The organism is Saccharothrix sp. ALI-22-I (assembly GCF_001984175.1).
Classification (GTDB): Bacteria; Actinomycetota; Actinomycetes; order Mycobacteriales; family Pseudonocardiaceae; genus Actinosynnema.
The window spans coordinates 766,319-781,829 of sequence record NZ_MTQP01000068.1 but is presented as its reverse complement, the minus strand read 5'-3'; the positions used below and the strand labels follow the sequence as shown (position 1 = coordinate 781,829).

The window sequence follows — 15,511 nt, the reverse complement described above, 5'->3', positions numbered from 1 at the left end:
TCCTCAGCGGGTGCCGCGCTCGGCGTATTCGGCCACCTTGTCCACGTTGGACTTGTCGACGAAGCCGGGTCCGGTGAGGACCGGCTTGCCGCCGCCGACGGTGTTGGCGTTGTCGCGGTAGAGCTTGAGCATCACGATCGGCAGGTAGCCCTGCTCGTACTGCTGCTGGTCGACGGCGAACAGCACGTCACCGGCCTTGATCGCGGCGGTGACGTCGGCGTTGAGGTCGAACGTGGCGACCACCGCCTTCGACGACGCGCCCTTGATCGCGCTCACCGAGGACACCGCGACCTGCGGGTTCAGCGCGAGCACCGCGTCGACCGACGGGTCGGTCTGCAGCGCGCCCTTGATCCGGGACTCCACGTCGGTGGGGTTGTTGATGTCGACCTGGAGGTTGGTGACGGTGCCGCCGAAGCCGGTGCGGGCGCCGTCGCAGCGCTGGTTGAGGCCGACGTTGCCGGCTTCGTGGATCACGCACAGCAGCTTGGTCTTGCCGGCTTCCTTGAGCTTGCGGCCCGCTTCCTCGCCGGCCACGCTCTCCTCCTGGCCGACGTGCGCGAGTGCGCCGAACGACGCGCTCTTGTCCGAGCCGGAGTTGATGGTGATGACCGGGATGCCGGCCTTGACCGCGTTCTCGATCGAGGTCTTCAACGCGTCGGGGTTGGCCATCGAGACCACGATGCCGCCGACTCTCTGCGATACCGCGTTGTCGATCAGGGTGGACTGGCGGCCGGGGTCGCCGTCGGAGTTGTAGTCGACCGTCACGCCGAGTTGCTTGCCCGCGTCGGTGGCGCCGTTCTTCACCACGTTCCAGAACGCGTCGCCCGCGGTGCCGTGGGTGACGACGGCGACGCGCAGGTCACCGGTGGGTGCCTGGGCGGCGGCTGTGGTGTTGCCGGCGGTGTTGTCCGCGCCGGGGCCGCTGCACGCGGCCAGCAGTGCGAGTCCGGTGAGGGCGAGGCCCGCACGCAGGGCCTTTCGAGTGGACGTCATCGTCTCTCCTCGCTGGGGGCGGTTCATTCGCCTGGAGGTCAGGCGGTGATGTGGGTGAGGTGCGCGAGGCTGCGCGCGGTGTCCCGCACCGGGGTGTCGAGCGGGCTGTCGTCGCCGAGCGCGGTGTCCTGCTCCAGGACGTACCAGCCGGTGTAGCCCGCGTCCCGGAGGAACGCCACCAGGGCCGCCACGTCCACGTCGCCGTCGCCGAGCGGGACGTACATCCGCTGCTGGACGGCGGCCATGTACCCGAGGTCCCCGTCGCGGACGGTGGCCGCGATGTCGGCCCGCACGTCCTTGAGGTGCACGTGCCCGATCCGCTCGGGGAAGCGGCGGGCCAGGTCGACCGGGTCCGTGCCGCCGATGAGCAGGTGGCCGGTGTCCAGGCAGAGCGGCAGGTCGGAGTCGGCGAGGAACCGCTCGACCTCGGCGGTGCGCTCCACGTGCGTGCCCACGTGCGGGTGCAGCACGGTGCGCAGGCCGTGACCTGCGGCTTTGTCGCTGATCAGGGCGGCGGTGTCGATCAGGGTGCGCCACTGGTCGTCGGTGAGCGCCGGGCGTTCGTCGTAGCCGTCGAGGCCGGTCGCGGCGGCCAGCACCAGGACTTCGGCGCCGCCGGCGGCGAGCAGTGCGGCCACCCGTTCGGCTTCGTCCACTGTGGACTGCTCGCCGGTGTGCAGTGGGACGGCGAGGAAACCGCCGACCAACGACAGGCCGTGCTCGTCCAGCAGTTCGCGCAGCTCGTCGGGATCGGCCGGCAGGTAGTCGGGCGGGCCGAGTTCGGTCGCCCGCAACCCCAGCGAGGCCATCTCTTCCAGCACCGTCTTGGGGTCGAGGACGTTGCCCCAACCGGGCACCTCGCAGACACCCCACGAGATGGGCGCACCGGCGATCTTCACGCGACAACCTCCGTCTGGATCTTCACCGGGGCGCCGGAACGCCGCGACTGCTCACACGCCTCGGCCAGCTGAAGACTGATCAAACTCTCCCGCGCGGGTGACGGATTCGCTACCGCACCCGCCACGACCTGCGTGAACACGGCCATCTCGTTGAGGTAGGCGCGGTGGAAGCGCTCCGCGAAGCCGGGGTACGCGTCGGCCGCGACCTTCGGCCCTTCGGGCTCCAACGACGTCAGCGGCGTGCGCGGGTCGAGGCCGACGGCCAGCGAGTCCCGGCTGCCCAGCACCTCGATGCGGTGGTCGTAGCCGAGCGGGTCGTGCCTGCCACCGGCCAGGGTGGCGTGCGCGCCGCCCGCGAACTTCAGCAGCACCACGGCGTTGTCCACGTCGTCGGCATCGGCGAACGCCTGGTCCACCAGCACCGAGCCAGACGCGTACACCTCCACCACCGGCTCGCCGACCAGCCACGGCACCGCGTCCAGGTCGTGGATGAGCAGGTCGCGGAAGATGCCACCGGAGTGCGGCAGGTAGGAGGAGTCGGGCGGCTGGGCGTCGTTGCCGACCGCGCGGACCAGGTAGACGTTGCCGACCTCGCCGGCCCGGATGCGCTGGTGCAGTTCGAACACGGCCGGGTCGAACCGGCGTTGGAACCCGACCAGCACCTCCACCCCGGACGCCTCGACGTCGGCCACCAACGCGCGCATCTCGTCGAGGTGGCTGGCGATCGGCTTCTCGCACAGCGTCGGCACGCCCGCCGCGATGGCGGCGCGCAGCAACGCGGGGTGCGTGGTCGTGGGCGTGGCCAGCAGGACGCCGTCACTGGCTGTGAGCAATGCGTCGAGGTCGTCGACGCTCTTGGTGCCGGGCAGTCCGGCCGACGCCTGCGCCGCGCGACCGGGCACCGGGTCGAACAGCAGCACCTCGTCGACCTCGTCGAGGGTGGCCAGGTTGGTGGCGTGCATGGTGCCGATCCGACCGACTCCGGCAACTCCGATCCGCATCCCGCTGGTCTCCGTCCTGGTAGAGGAGGTCTTTCATTGGAGCGCTCTATTTGTTGGAGCGCTCTAATGCTGTAGCGTCGGTCACACGGAAGTCAAGAGTGCGTTTCCCGCTCGTGACGTCCGGGACAGCCGCAGGAGGTCGCAGGAGGGGAGTTACCGGTGGCCAGGCCCACAATGGAGGACGTCGCGGCGCGCGCCGGGGTGTCCCGCGCGCTGGTGTCGCTGGTGATGCGGGGATCACCGAAAGTGAGCGATCAACGACGTGCCGCCGTGCTGAAGGCGGCCGAGGAGCTGGGGTACTCGCCGCACGCCATGGCGCGGTCGTTGGCCAGCCGCACGTCGCACGTGCTCGGCGTGATGGTGTCGGACCTGCACAACGCGTTCTTCGCGGAGGTCGTGGACGGGCTCGACGCGGTGGCGACCGAGCAGGGTTTCGACCTGATCATCAACACCGGTGGGCGCAGTCCGGCGCGGGAGCGGCGGGCGTTGCAGAGCCTGTTGTCGTTCCGGCCGGCGGGGTTGGTCCTGCTGTCGCCGGTGGTGCCGTCGGCGGACATCGGTCGGGCGGCGGACCAGACGTCGGTGGTGCTGGTGGCGCGGTCGTCCCGACTGGCCGCTGTGGACACCGTGAACGACGACGGTGAGCGCGGCATCACGTTAGCCGTCGATCACCTGGTTTCGTTGGGGCACAAGCGGATCGCGCACCTCGACGGCGGTGAGGGCACGCAGGCCGCGCCCCGCCGGCGGGGGTACCTGGCCGCGATGGCGTCCCACGGACTCGTGCCGCAGGTGGTGAGCAGCGAGTACACCGACGCGGCCGGTGCGCGTGCCGTGCAGGGGCTGCTGGGCGACATGCCCACCGCGATCATCTCGTGCAACGACTTCAACGCGGTCGGCGCGATCTCCGCCTTGGAGGACGCGGGTTACCGCGTTCCGGAGGACGTCTCGGTGGTCGGTTACGACAACACCTCGCTGGCCGCGTTACGACACATCTCGCTGACCACGATCGACCAGCCGCGCAACGAGTTCGGCCGACTCGCCGCCGAAGCGCTGCTGCAACGCGTGCGGGGTGAGCGCGAGGAGCCCGTGCGCCACCTGCTGCACCCGTCCTTGGTCGTCCGCTCGACCACAGCCTGCCCAGGGGGCCGCGTCGGTAGGTCGACCTCCCCGGCGGCCCCGCCCAACCTGCCGGAGGCAGGTCGATCCAACACAGGAGGAACGTCGTGAGCACCATCCCCCACTGGATCGACGGCGCCCGGACCACCGGGGTGTCCAGCCGCACGTCCGACGTGTTCAACCCCGCCATCGGCGCGGTCGCGTCGCAGGTCACGCTGGCCGAGGAGGCCGACGTGAACCTCGCGGTCGCGTCCGCGGTGAAGGCGGCGGAGGGGTGGGGCGAATCGTCGCTGGCCACCCGCGGCCGGGTGCTGTTCAAGTTCCGCGAGTTGGTCGACCGGCACCGCGACGAGCTGGCCGCGATCATCACCGCCGAGCACGGCAAGGTGCTGTCCGACGCGGCGGGCGAGGTGCAGCGCGGGCTGGAGGTGGTGGAGTTCGCGTGCGGTATCCCGCACCTGCTCAAGGGCGAGCACTCCGAGCAGGTGTCACGGGGTGTGGACGCGTACTCGGTGCGGCAGCCGCTGGGTGTGGTCGCCGGGATCACGCCGTTCAACTTCCCGGTGATGGTGCCGATGTGGATGTTCCCGGTGGCGATCGCGGCCGGGAACGCGTTCGTGCTCAAGCCGTCCGAGCGGGACCCGTCGGCGGCGGTGCGGTTGGCGGAGCTGTTCCAGGAAGCCGGGCTGCCGGACGGTGTGCTGAACGTCCTGCACGGTGACGCGGTCGCGGTGAACGCGCTGCTCGACCACCCGGACGTGGCCGCGGTGTCGTTCGTCGGCTCGACGCCCATCGCCCGGCACGTCTACGCGCGCGGCACGGCGGCGGGCAAGCGGGTGCAGGCGCTGGGCGGCGCGAAGAACCACATGGTGGTGCTGCCGGACGCCGACCTGGACGTGGCCGCGGACGCCGCCGTGTCCGCCGGGTACGGCAGCGCGGGCGAGCGGTGCATGGCGATCTCGGTGGTCGTCGCGGTCGGTGACGCCGGTGACGAACTGGTGGAGAAGATCGCCGAACGCACCCGCAAGCTGGTGACGTTGCCGGGCACCGACCCCGACGCGCAGATGGGCCCGCTGGTCACCGGCGCGCACCGGGACCGGGTGAAGTCCTATGTGGACGCCGGCGTCGGCGAGGGCGCCGCGCTGGTGGTGGACGGGCGTGGTTACGCGCCGCCGAGCGGGCACGAGGAGGGGTTCTGGCTCGCGCCGACCCTGTTCGACCACGTGACGCCGGAGATGTCGATCTACCGCGACGAGATCTTCGGCCCTGTGCTCGGCGTGGTGCGGGTGCCGACGTTCGACGACGCGGTGGCCCTGGTCAACGCCAACCAGTACGGCAACGGCACCGCCGTCTACACCGGCGACGGCTTGGCCGCGCGTGAGTACCAGCGGCGGGTGCGGGTCGGCATGGTCGGCATCAACGTGCCCATCCCGGTGCCGATGGCCTACTACTCGTTCGGCGGCTGGAAGGACTCCCTGTTCGGCGACACCCACGTCCACGGCGCCGAAGGCGTCCGCTTCTACACCCGAGCCAAGGCAATCACCGCCCGCTGGCCGCGCCAACACGGCATCGACCTGGGCTTTCCCACCCACGGCTGAGGTGACGGAGTCCGGCCGGCGGGGGCACGAGCCGCGCTGGGCGTCCGCCTTCGGCCGCTCCACCTGCGGAGACGGCTCGGTAGGGGGTGCGGGCTTGCGGATCGACTACTGCTCCGACCGGGACCTGCCGGTACCGTCGTGGGTGGGATCAGCCGATCCAGAGGACCAGCCGTTCCAGAGGACCAGCCGTTCCACGGCGCGACCTCCAGCATGACGCGAGCTTCTGCGAACAGCGCCAGTGCCTCGGGCGGGAGTGCGTCGATCTGTGGCTGCGAGTGGTCGTCGGTGGTGACGGTGTACAAGAGGCGCCGGTCAGGCCAGTCCCAGCCGGGCCTTGGTGGTGGCCAGCGGCTCGTCTGCTGGGACCTGGTCGCCGGTGAGTTTCGCCGCAGCACGGCGGTAGAGGGCGCGGTGAGCCTCGGCTCCCTGGGCGGCGGTGATCCGGGCGACGAACCGCCACGATTCCAGGGTCTCGAACAGCTCCGTCAGGTCCAGCGACTCGGTGGCGCGGGCCATGACCTCGCGCCACTCCCGGTCGAACTCGGCCGCCTCTTCGGGGATGAGCGCCGCGCGCACTTGGGCGGGCGAGGCGTCGGAGAACGACGGCCCGCCCCGGCCCTGCCGCGGTCCGGGTGTTGCTGCTGCGGTCACACAATCACGATAGCGGCCAGGACCGCGCGGACGGTATCGCCGAGACCCTCGGGGCGATCAGCGACGCGCGTGACCTCGTCGCCGGTGGACGCCGCGTTCACCACCGACGCCCTGCCGGCCGGACTGCGCATCCGGAGTCCGGCCGGCAGGGGCACGAGCCGCGCTAGGCGTCCACCTTCGGCCGCTCCACCTGCGGGGACGGCTCGGTGGGTGGGGCGGGCTTGCGGAACAGGCGGCGGATCAGTGGCCAGAACAGCAGGATTGCCACGATGGCGTAGACGACGAGTGCGAACGGGGTGTTGAACAGGCCGGTCAGTGAGCCGTCCGACAGTTGCAGCGCCCGGCGCATCTGCTGTTCGGCGGCTGGGCCGAGGATGACGGCGATGATCGCGGGCAGCACCGGCAGGCCGTAGCGGCGCATCACGAAGCCGAGCACGCCGATCACGAACATCACCAGCAGGTCGAACACGTCGGCGTTCACGGCGTAGGCACCGACGCTGGCGAAGAACAGGATGCCCGCGTACAGGTACGGCCGGGGGATGCGCAGCAGCTTCGCCCACACCGGCGCCAGCGGCAGGTTGAGCACCAGCAGCAGGCACAGGCCGATGAACAAGGACGCGATCAGGCCCCAGACCAGCGCGGACTCCCGTTCGAACAGCAGCGGCCCCGGCTGGATGCCGTACTGCTGGAACGCCGCCAGCATCACCGCGGCCACCGCCGTGGTCGGCAGGCCGAGGGTCAGCATCGACACCAACGTGCCCGCGGCGGACGCGCTGGCCGTCGCCTCCGGACCGGCGACACCCTCGATGGCACCCTTGCCGAACTCGTCGCGGTGCTTGGAGAGCCGCTTCTCGGTCACGTAGGACAGGAACGTCGGGATCTCCGCGCCACCGGCCGGCACCGCGCCGAACGGGAACCCGATCATCGGACCGCGCAGCCACGGCTTCCACGCCCGCTTGAGGTCCGCCTTGTGCAGCCACGGCCGGCCGACCGGGATCGGCGAAGCGGGCTTGCGCCGCAGGTGAGCGGCCACCCACAGGGACTCGCCCACCGCGAACAGGGCCACCGCGACCACGACCACGTCGATACCGTCGGCCAGGTGCAGCGAGCCGAACGTCAGGCGCTGCTGGCCGGTCATCTCGTCCAGCCCGACCAGGCCGATGGTGAGGCCGATGAGCAGCGAGGCGAACCCGCGCACCCGGGACGCGCCGAGCACGGACGTGACCGCGATGAACGCCAGCACCATGATCGCGAAGAAGTCCGGCGCGCCGATGTCCACGGCGAACTTCGCCACCGTCGGAGCGAGCAGAACCAGAAGAGTGGTGCCGATGATGCCACCGACGAAGTGCCCGATGGCCGCCGCCGCAAGCGCTTGCGCGCCGCGTCCCTTGCGCGCCATCGGATTGCCGTCGATCGCCGCGACCACCGCCGCGCTCTCACCCGGTGTGTTGAGCAGGATCGACGTGGTCGAGCCGCCGAACATGCCGCCGTAGTAGATGCCGGCGAACATGATGAACGCCCCGGTCGGCTCCAGGCCGTAGGTGACGGGCAGCAGCAACGCCACCGCCATGGCCGGGCCGATACCCGGCAGCACGCCGATCGCCGTGCCCAGCAGCACGCCCAACGCGGCCAACGCCAGGTGCGTCGGTGTCAGCGCGGTCGCGAATCCCTCGATGAGGTTGTTGAACGAGTCCACGTCAGAACATCCCAACCAGAGGCCCGCCGGGCAGCGGCACGCCCAGGAGGTTGTTGAACAACAGGAACGTCACCACCGACAGCCCGGCCGCGATCAGCGGATCGCGGACGAAGTTCCGGCTGCCCAGCGCGTAGGCCGCGCCCCAGAACAGGATCGCCCCGGAGATCGGGAAGCCGACCACGCCGATCAGCGCGGCGTTGGCCAGGAACGCCCCGCACAGCAGCAGCACGGTCCGCCAGTCGGCGGGCGCGGTGAGGTCGACGTCCTCGCCGCCCTCCGCCTCACCGCGTCCACCGCGCAGCACGTCCCGCGCGAGCAGCGCGGCGACCACGATCAACCCGACGCCGACCACGATCGGCACGGCCTTCGGTCCGACCGGTCCGCGCTGCGCGAAGTCGGTGTGGATCCGGATCGCGTCGACCAGGACCAGCACGCCCAACCCGACCAGGATCGCGGACACGCCCAGTTCCGAACGCTCCCGCAGCCACGCCCTGCTCAGGGGCTTGTTCCCGGGTTCGTCCACGGGCTCGTTCACGGCTTTGTGCACGCCCAACCCTCCACTCATGCCAACCCCAGGTCCTTGAGCACGGTCGCCACCCGGTCGTTCTCCTCGCGCAGGAACGCGCCGAACTCGTCACCCGGCGCGAACGCGTCCGTCCAGCCGTTGCGGGTCAGCGCCTCCTGCCACTGGGGGGTGCCGTGCAGGTCGGTGAACAGGTCCACCAGCCGGGCCCGGTCGGTGTCGCTGATCCCCGGCGGCGCGACCACACCGCGCCAGTTGTTGAACTCGACGTCCACACCGGCCTCGCGCAGGGTGGGCGCGTCCACACCGGACAGTCGCGCGCCGCTGGTCACCGCCAGCACCCGGATCTGCCCGGCCTCGATCTGGTCGCGGTACTCGCCGACGCCGGAGACGCCGAACGCGACCTTCCCGCCCAGCACCGACGCCAGCAGCTCGCCGCCGCCGTCGAACGGGATGTAGTTGACCGTCCGCGGCTCCAGACCGACCGCCTTGGCGATCAGCATCGGGGCCAGGTGGTCCGGCCCGCCGGGCGAGGAGCCGCCGCCGACCTGCACCGCGCCGGGGTTCGCCTTCCACGCCTGGACCAGCTCGTCCAGCGACCGGTACGGCGAGTCCTTGCCGACCACGACGATGTCGGGTTCCTCGATGAGCTTGGCGATCGGCGTGGTGTCGAGCAGCGATGACGGCGCCTTGTTGGTGTAGACGCTGCCGACCACGCCCAGGCCCATCGACATGACGAGCTTGCCGTTGCCGCGCTCGTTGACCGTCCGGCCGAGGCCGACCGTGCCGCCCGCGCCGGGCAGGTTGAACACCTCGGCGTTGCGGAGCAGGTCCGCGTCCTCCATCGCCTTCGCGGCGGTGCGCGCCGTGACGTCGTACCCGCCGCCCGGCGAGTTCGGCACCAGGACGCGCAGGCTGCGCAACGACGTCGTGTCGCCCGCGCCGGACGTCAGCAGCGGCGGCACGAGGACGACGGCCGCCAGGGCGCCGACGACCGCGAGCCAGTTCGTGATCCGCACTGTGATCCCCGCCTCTCTTCCGCGTGGTTGGACATGTTGCACTCGTGTAAACAGAGAAGTCCCGCTTGCGCGCCTAAGGGTTCTTTTGTTCTTTGTGGTCACAGGGTCACGGCGGTGCCGATCGGCCAGGAGGTCGAGATTGGCCAGGAGGTGGAGATTGGGCAGTCGTGGATCGCTGGCCCGTCAGCTGCTCGTGTGGCAACTCGTCGTGGTCGTGGCGCTGCTCGGCACGGTGGGCGTGCTCTCGGTTGTCCAGGCGGGGAACAACTTCCGCTCGACCGAGGGCAGCAAGATGCTCTCCGTGGCGGAGAACGTGGCCGCGACGGAGGGCATGCGGGTGTCGTTGGCCGACCCGCTGCGGCACTACGCGCTGGCGCCGTTCGCGGAGAGCGCGCGGAGCCTGGCCGGCGCGAGTTACGTGATCATCACCGACCCCGATCGCAAGGTCCTGACCTCGCCGGACCCGAGCCAGGTCGGCGAACCGCTCGACGTCGGCGACAGCACGGCGCTGCGCGGCCGGTCGTGGGTGGGCCAACTGGACGGCGGCACCGTGGCGCACGTACCGGTGATCGGCGACGACGGCACGGTGATCGGCCTGGTCGCCGCAGGGCAGCAGGCGCCGGGATTCTGGGAAGGTGTGCTGGACTCCCCGGACAACGCGCTGCGGTTGCTCGGCGTGGCCCTGGTCATCGGCGTCACCGGTTCGCTGCTGCTCGCGCGGCGGGTGAAGAACCAGACTCTGGGTCTGGAGCCGCACGAGATCACCGCGCTGGTCGAGTACCGGGAGGCACTGCTGCACGGCATCAAGGAAGGCGTGGTCGCCCTCGACCCGCAGCACCGGATCACGCTGGTCAACGACCACGCCCGGGAGCTGCTGGCGTTGCCCCCGGACGCCGTGGGCCGGTCGGTCGCCGACCTGGACCTGGACGAACGGCTGCGTGACGTGCTCACCGGGCGGGCGACCGGCGTGGACCAACTCGCGCTGACCGGCGGCCGGGTGCTGACGCTGAACTACATGCCGCTGGACGTGCACGGCGCCGTGGTCACGCTGCGGGACCGGACCGAACTGATGACGTTGCGCGACGAGCTGGACGCGAACCGGCACGCCACCGACACCCTGCGGGCGCAGGCGCACGAGTTCAGCAACCGCCTGCACACCATCGCCGGACTGGTCGAGCTGGGCGAGTACGACGAGGTGCGCGGGTTCATCAGCCGCATCAACACCGCGCAGGGCGCGTGGCGGGCCGAGGTCGGCTCGAAGATCGCCGACCCGGCGGTGGCGGCACTGCTGATCGCCAAGTCGAGCCTGGCCGCCGAACGCGGCATCGGGTTGCGGATGGCGCCGGACAGCTCGCTCGGCGTGGTGGACGAGGCGTTGTCCACGGACCTGGTCACGGTGATCGGGAACCTGGTGGACAACGCGCTGGACGCGCTGTCGGAACGGGGTTGGATCGAGGTGTCGGTCCGGTCTTCGGATTCGGCCCCGGACCCGGACGTCGACTCCGAGGACTTCGAGGACGTCCTGGTCGTGGTGCGGGATTCCGGACCGGGTGTCGCGGCCGAGCTGGCCGACGAGGTGTTCCGGCACGGGTTCACCACCAAGGCCGCCGAACAGGGCCAGCGCGGGCTCGGGTTGGCGTTGATCCGGCAGACTTGCCTGCGGCGCGGCGGATTCGTGCAGGTGCACAACGAGAACGGTGCGGTGTTCACCGCCCGGCTGCCCGTGGAGGTGCCGGTGTGATCAGGGTTCTGGTGGTGGACGACGACTTCATGGTCGCGAAAGTCCACAGTGGATATGTGGCGCGGACGCCCGGTTTCGAGGTGGTCGGCGTGGCGCACAACGGCGCGGACGCGGTGCGGTTGGTGCGGGAACTGCGGCCGGATCTGGTGCTGCTGGACGTCTACCTGCCCGACGTCGACGGGTTGGGCGTGCTGCGGGAGTTGCGCGGGTTGGCCGACGACGTGGACGTCATCGTGATCACGGCGGCGACGGACGTGGAGACGGTGCGCAGCGCCATGCGCGGCGGGGTGCTGCACTACCTGATCAAGCCGTTCGAGTACGCGGCGCTGCGTGATCAACTCGCTCACTTCGCCGCGTTGGACCGGCGGTTGGACCAACTCGCGTCGGCCGGTCAGGCGGACGTGGACCAGGTCTTCGGGGCACGGCCGCGCAGTGTCCCCGTGCTGCCGAAGGGGTTGAGCACGCAGACCGCCGACCTGGTGGAACGCGTGCTGCGGAACCGGCCGGCCGGGATGTCCGCCAGTGAGTGCGCCGAGGCCACCGAGCTCGCCCGGGTGTCCGCGCGGCGGTACCTGGAGCACTTCGTGAGCACCGGGAAGGCGGAGGTGCGACTCAAGTACGGCGGGACCGGCCGGCCCGAACGCCTCTACGTCTGGCTGAGCTGACCGTTCGGCGCGGCTCTAGCACGGCTCTAGCGCGGCTTGCGCACGATCAGCACGCCCTGCGGCGACTTCTCCTGGCCCTGCGGCTCCCTCTCCAGGCGGAGGTGTGGCTCGAACCCCGCCTCGACCAGCTGCTTGAGCACCTGTTCCGGGTTCATGCGGTAGGCGTCCAGCAAGATGTCGTGCCCGTAGGCGTGCTCCAGCCGCCGGACGATGTCGCCGACGTGGAAGCCCAACATCAACACGCCACCGGGTTTGATGACGCGGTAGAACTCGGCGAACACGGCCGGGTGCAGGTCCCACGGCACGTGGATCACCGAGTACCAGGCGAGCGCGCCGCCGAGTTCCCCGTCCGGCAGGTCGAGGTCGAGCATCGAGCCCTCCTCGAACCGCACGTCCGGGTTTTCACGGCGGGCGACGGCGAGCATCCCGGGCGACAGGTCGATGCCGAACACGTCCACGCCCAGGCCGTGCAGGTGACCGGTGACCAGGCCGGTGCCGCAGCCGATTTCCGCGACCGGGCCGTCCACGAGTTCGGCGAACAGGCCCAACACCGCCCGGTCCACCGGGCTGTTCGCGAAGTGGTCACGCACCAGTTCGGCGTAGTTCTCGGCAACGGTGTTGTAGGCGGTACGGGCCATGGTCAGGAATTCGGGCTCGACGGTCACGCCGCGTCACCCTAGTCCCAACCGCCCCCGCGCCGGCCCTGTTTCGTCTGGGCGCGGCGCTTCTTCTCCGCGATGCGGCGTTCCTGGGAGCCCTTGGTCGGCTTGGTCTTGCGCCGAACCGGTGGTGGGGCGGCTGCCGCGTCACGCAGGATGCCGGTCATCCGCTCCCGGGCCGCCATCCGGTTCTGGAGCTGGGCCCGGTGCTCGCTGGCGGTCACCGTGAGCACGCCGTCGACCAGGCGTTTCTCCAGGCGGGAGAGCATCCGGGTGCGCAGCCACTCGGGCACCGACGGCGAGGCAGCCAGGTCGAAGCTCAGTTCGACCCGGCTGTCCGCCGTGTTCACGCCCTGGCCACCGGGGCCGGAGGACCTGGAGAACCGTTCGCTCAACTCGGCCGCCGGCACCACCAGCGTCCGCGTCACGGTCAAGTCCTCAGCCACCCGTACAGACTAGAAGGTCAGCCCTGGAACGGTCGCGAGCTTTACCACCTCGTCAACGGTCAGCGGCTGCGGCCCTCCGCCCACCACGGGCGTCGTGTTGTAGGGGCCTTTGCTGCGGTCCTCGATGCCCTGGGTCGACACTTCGAGCTTCCGGCCGTCCGGGAGCTTCAAGGTGACCCTGATCAGGTTGCCCGGGACGTCCGGCCCGAGCTCGACCTTGTACTCACGGCCGTCCGCCGTGGTCCGCACCTCGCACGTGCGGTTGGCCGACTGGAAGGTGATCTCCTCACAGCCTTCGTAGGGACGCGCGACCAACGACATCGACACGATGGCACTGCCTCGGGCGTCGAACACCTCCGCGTGGGTGCGGTAGAAGGATCCCCACGCCTCGAACTCCCAGGGGCCGAACTCCGACCCGGGAGGGCTGTGCGTCTGCATGGCCGGGATCGCGCCGGAGTCGCGCAGGATGCCGGTCAACTGCACCGCGCGCTCATCCGACAAGCCCGGGTCCAGGGGCTTGGTCTCGGAGATGACGACCGTGGTGCGCGGGATCGACGTCTGCGACTCCGGCGCGCTCACCTGCCCCACGTCCGGACCGCCACCGCCACCCCCGAGGTTCACCATGGTCGGCACGGCCACCACGACCACCGCGACGAGCACCGCCGCGCCGATGGACGCGTACCGGGTCGCGACCTTGCGCTTGCCCGCCCTGCGGATGGCAGGCTTGTCGATGGTCAGCGGCGGTTCGTCGGTGAACGCCGTGGCCAGGGTCTGCTTGATGTCGGTCATCGCTGCTCCTCCAGGACGTCGTGACCGAGAAGGTCGCGCAGCGCGGCCAAGCCCTTGGCCGCCTGGCTCTTCACGGTGCCTTCCGTTCGACCGAGGAGGCGTGCGGTCTCCGTGACGCTCAGGTCCTCCCAGTAGCGCAGCACCACCACCGTCCGCTGCCCTGCCGGTAACGACGCCAGCGCGCGGCGGACGTCGAGGTCGGACGCGGCGCTGGGGACCGGTGTGTCCGGGACCGCGTCGACCACCGTCTCGCGACGCCGGAACGCGCGCCGCGAGTCGTCGATGGCCGCACGGACGAGCACTTTTCGGGCGTAGGCGTCGGGTGATGCGTCCCGTCTGACCCTGGGCCAGGCGACGTACAGCTTGGTCAGCGCCGTCTGCACCAGGTCTTCGGCGCGGTGCCAGTCGCCGCACAGCAGGTACGCGGTTCTCCGCATCACCAGCGCACGGGCGTCGACGTACTCGTCGAACTCACGATCGCGATCCACTCGGGCCCCTCCTCGGTCGCCGCTTAGTACGGATCGACGACCGGCGGAGGTTGCCGCGAGAGCGATTTCAGGTCTTGGAGGCGGCTAGAAACGCGGGTGGTCGCCGACCATGGCGGCGCCCGGCTGGTCCGAGCGGACCACGTCGCCCAGCACCCACGCGGGCACGTGGCGGGCCGTGAGCACGGCCAGGGCGCGGTCGACGTCCTCGGGGGCGACCACGGCCACCATGCCGACGCCCATGTTGAACGTCTTCTCCATCTCCTCGCGCTCCACCCGACCGCGCTGGGCGATCAGGGCGAACACCGGCGCGGGCGTCCAGGTGCCGCGGTTGAGCTCGGCGCGCAGGCCCTTGGGCAGCACGCGGGCCAGGTTCGCGGCCAGGCCACCGCCGGTGACGTGCGCGAACGTCCGCACCTCGGCCTCGGCGGCCAGCGCCAGGCAGTCCTTGGCGTAGATCCGGGTCGGCTCCAGCATCTCCTCGCCGAGGGTGCGGCCGAACTCCTCGACGTGACCCTCCAGCGGCATCCGGGCGATGTCCAGCAGCACGTGCCGCGCCAAGGAGTACCCGTTCGAGTGCAAGCCGGAGGAGCCCATGGCGATCACCACGTCACCCGCGCGCACCCGGTCCGGGCCGAGCATGGCGGACGCCTCGACCACGCCGACACCCGTGCCGGAGATGTCGTAGTCGTTCGCGCCCATCAGGCCGGGGTGCTCGGCGGTCTCGCCGCCCAGCAGCGCGCAACCCGCCAGCACACAGCCCTCGGAGATGCCCTTGACCAGCGCGGCGATCTTGTCCGGGACGACCTGGCCGATCGCGATGTAGTCCTGCATGAACAGCGGTTCCGCACCGCACACCACGAGGTCGTCCACGACCATCGCGACCAGGTCGATACCGACCGTGTCGTGCTTGTCCAACGCCTGCGCGACCGCGATCTTCGTGCCGACGCCGTCCGTCGAGGACGCCAGCACCGGCTCCTTCCAGCGGTCGAGCTTCAACTGGAACAGCCCCGCGAAACCGCCGATGCCGCCGAGCACTTCGGGACGCTGCGCCTTCGCCGCCCAGGGCTTGAGCTTCTCCACCGCCTCGTCACCGGCGTCGATGCTTACTCCAGCTGCGGCGTAGGTCGCCTTGGCGCTGTCCGTCACGTCTCTGTGCTCCACATTCAGGGCATCTGCTTTTCCGGCATCTGCTTCTCCGGGCAACCACGCGCCCGGCCTACCGGCCCG

At 70.5% G+C, this 15,511-nt stretch carries 15 protein-coding genes and 1 pseudogene; 4 read left to right on the top strand and 12 right to left on the bottom strand.

Annotated features, from left to right (window positions below):
- Nucleotides 1-3: 3 nt before the first annotated feature.
- From ALI22I_RS40480 to ALI22I_RS40470, 3 genes and pseudogenes are all read right to left on the bottom strand, one after another.
- The gene (locus ALI22I_RS40480) at nt 4-993 is read right to left on the bottom strand and encodes a sugar ABC transporter substrate-binding protein (protein WP_077010842.1); all 990 of its coding nucleotides are present in this window, start codon (nt 991-993) and stop codon (nt 4-6) included.
- Nucleotides 994-1,031: 38 nt separating this feature from the next.
- Nucleotides 1,032-1,892, bottom strand: a complete 861-nt coding sequence (locus ALI22I_RS40475; protein ID WP_077010841.1) for a TIM barrel protein — start codon at nt 1,890-1,892, stop codon at nt 1,032-1,034.
- Nucleotides 1,889-2,902 (bottom strand): annotated as a pseudogene (locus ALI22I_RS40470) (Gfo/Idh/MocA family protein); the annotation flags it as partial. The pseudogene ALI22I_RS40470 and the gene ALI22I_RS40475, both read right to left, overlap by 4 nt.
- 150 nt (nt 2,903-3,052) lie before the next feature.
- Here ALI22I_RS40470 and ALI22I_RS40465 point away from each other — a divergent pair.
- Together ALI22I_RS40465 and ALI22I_RS40460 are read left to right on the top strand one after the other, a co-directional pair.
- On the top strand, nt 3,053-4,120 hold the full coding sequence (locus ALI22I_RS40465; protein WP_083752355.1) for a LacI family DNA-binding transcriptional regulator: 1,068 nt from the start codon (nt 3,053-3,055) through the stop codon (nt 4,118-4,120).
- Nucleotides 4,117-5,607 carry a CoA-acylating methylmalonate-semialdehyde dehydrogenase gene (locus ALI22I_RS40460; RefSeq protein WP_077010839.1) on the top strand — a complete coding sequence of 497 codons (1,491 nt, stop codon included), beginning with the start codon at nt 4,117-4,119 and terminating at the stop codon, nt 5,605-5,607. Before ALI22I_RS40465 ends, ALI22I_RS40460 begins: the two co-directional genes overlap by 4 nt.
- Nucleotides 5,608-5,919: 312 nt before the next feature.
- Here the strand turns inward: ALI22I_RS40460 and ALI22I_RS40455 are convergent, their stop codons facing one another.
- The 4 genes from ALI22I_RS40455 to ALI22I_RS40440 form a co-directional block, all read right to left on the bottom strand.
- Nucleotides 5,920-6,258 (bottom strand): DUF6247 family protein, encoded by a 339-nt coding sequence (locus ALI22I_RS40455; protein ID WP_077010838.1) that lies wholly within the window; start codon nt 6,256-6,258, stop codon nt 5,920-5,922.
- A gap of 163 nt (nt 6,259-6,421) precedes the next feature.
- Nucleotides 6,422-7,954 (bottom strand): tripartite tricarboxylate transporter permease, encoded by a 1,533-nt coding sequence (locus ALI22I_RS40450; RefSeq protein ID WP_077010837.1) that lies wholly within the window; start codon nt 7,952-7,954, stop codon nt 6,422-6,424.
- Nucleotide 7,955: 1 nt separating this feature from the next.
- A complete protein-coding gene (locus ALI22I_RS40445; protein WP_083752353.1) occupies nt 7,956-8,519 on the bottom strand; it encodes a tripartite tricarboxylate transporter TctB family protein in 564 nt (187 codons plus the stop codon).
- Nucleotides 8,516-9,496, bottom strand: a complete 981-nt coding sequence (locus ALI22I_RS40440) for a Bug family tripartite tricarboxylate transporter substrate binding protein (protein WP_077010836.1) — start codon at nt 9,494-9,496, stop codon at nt 8,516-8,518. Before ALI22I_RS40440 ends, ALI22I_RS40445 begins: the two co-directional genes overlap by 4 nt.
- A 157-nt stretch (nt 9,497-9,653) precedes the next feature.
- Here ALI22I_RS40440 and ALI22I_RS40435 point away from each other — a divergent pair, with 157 nt between their 5' ends.
- Nucleotides 9,654-11,237 (top strand): sensor histidine kinase, encoded by a 1,584-nt coding sequence (locus ALI22I_RS40435; RefSeq protein ID WP_077010835.1) that lies wholly within the window; start codon nt 9,654-9,656, stop codon nt 11,235-11,237.
- Nucleotides 11,234-11,902 (top strand): response regulator, encoded by a 669-nt coding sequence (locus tag ALI22I_RS40430; RefSeq protein ID WP_077010834.1) that lies wholly within the window; start codon nt 11,234-11,236, stop codon nt 11,900-11,902. The genes ALI22I_RS40435 and ALI22I_RS40430 overlap by 4 nt, the downstream gene beginning before the upstream one ends.
- Before the next feature lie 26 nt (nt 11,903-11,928).
- Here ALI22I_RS40430 and ALI22I_RS40425 read toward each other — a convergent pair whose 3' ends face one another.
- The 5 genes from ALI22I_RS40425 to purM all read right to left on the bottom strand — a co-directional run bounded on the left by ALI22I_RS40425 (nt 11,929) and on the right by purM (nt 15,430).
- Nucleotides 11,929-12,540 carry a class I SAM-dependent DNA methyltransferase gene (locus ALI22I_RS40425; protein ID WP_077011194.1) on the bottom strand — a complete coding sequence of 204 codons (612 nt, stop codon included), beginning with the start codon at nt 12,538-12,540 and terminating at the stop codon, nt 11,929-11,931.
- A gap of 38 nt (nt 12,541-12,578) precedes the next feature.
- Nucleotides 12,579-13,007, bottom strand: coding sequence for an alternative ribosome rescue aminoacyl-tRNA hydrolase ArfB (arfB, locus tag ALI22I_RS40420; RefSeq protein WP_077010833.1), 429 nt, complete (start codon nt 13,005-13,007; stop codon nt 12,579-12,581).
- Nucleotides 13,008-13,016: 9 nt separating this feature from the next.
- Nucleotides 13,017-13,796 (bottom strand): hypothetical protein, encoded by a 780-nt coding sequence (locus ALI22I_RS40415; protein WP_077010832.1) that lies wholly within the window; start codon nt 13,794-13,796, stop codon nt 13,017-13,019.
- Nucleotides 13,793-14,284: a SigE family RNA polymerase sigma factor gene (locus ALI22I_RS40410; protein ID WP_077010831.1), complete on the bottom strand. Its 492-nt coding sequence runs from the start codon at nt 14,282-14,284 to the stop codon at nt 13,793-13,795. The genes ALI22I_RS40415 and ALI22I_RS40410 overlap by 4 nt, the downstream gene beginning before the upstream one ends.
- An 84-nt stretch (nt 14,285-14,368) precedes the next feature.
- Nucleotides 14,369-15,430, bottom strand: a complete 1,062-nt coding sequence (gene purM, locus ALI22I_RS40405; RefSeq protein ID WP_077010830.1) for a phosphoribosylformylglycinamidine cyclo-ligase — start codon at nt 15,428-15,430, stop codon at nt 14,369-14,371.
- Between the last annotated feature and the right edge of the window lie 81 nt (nt 15,431-15,511).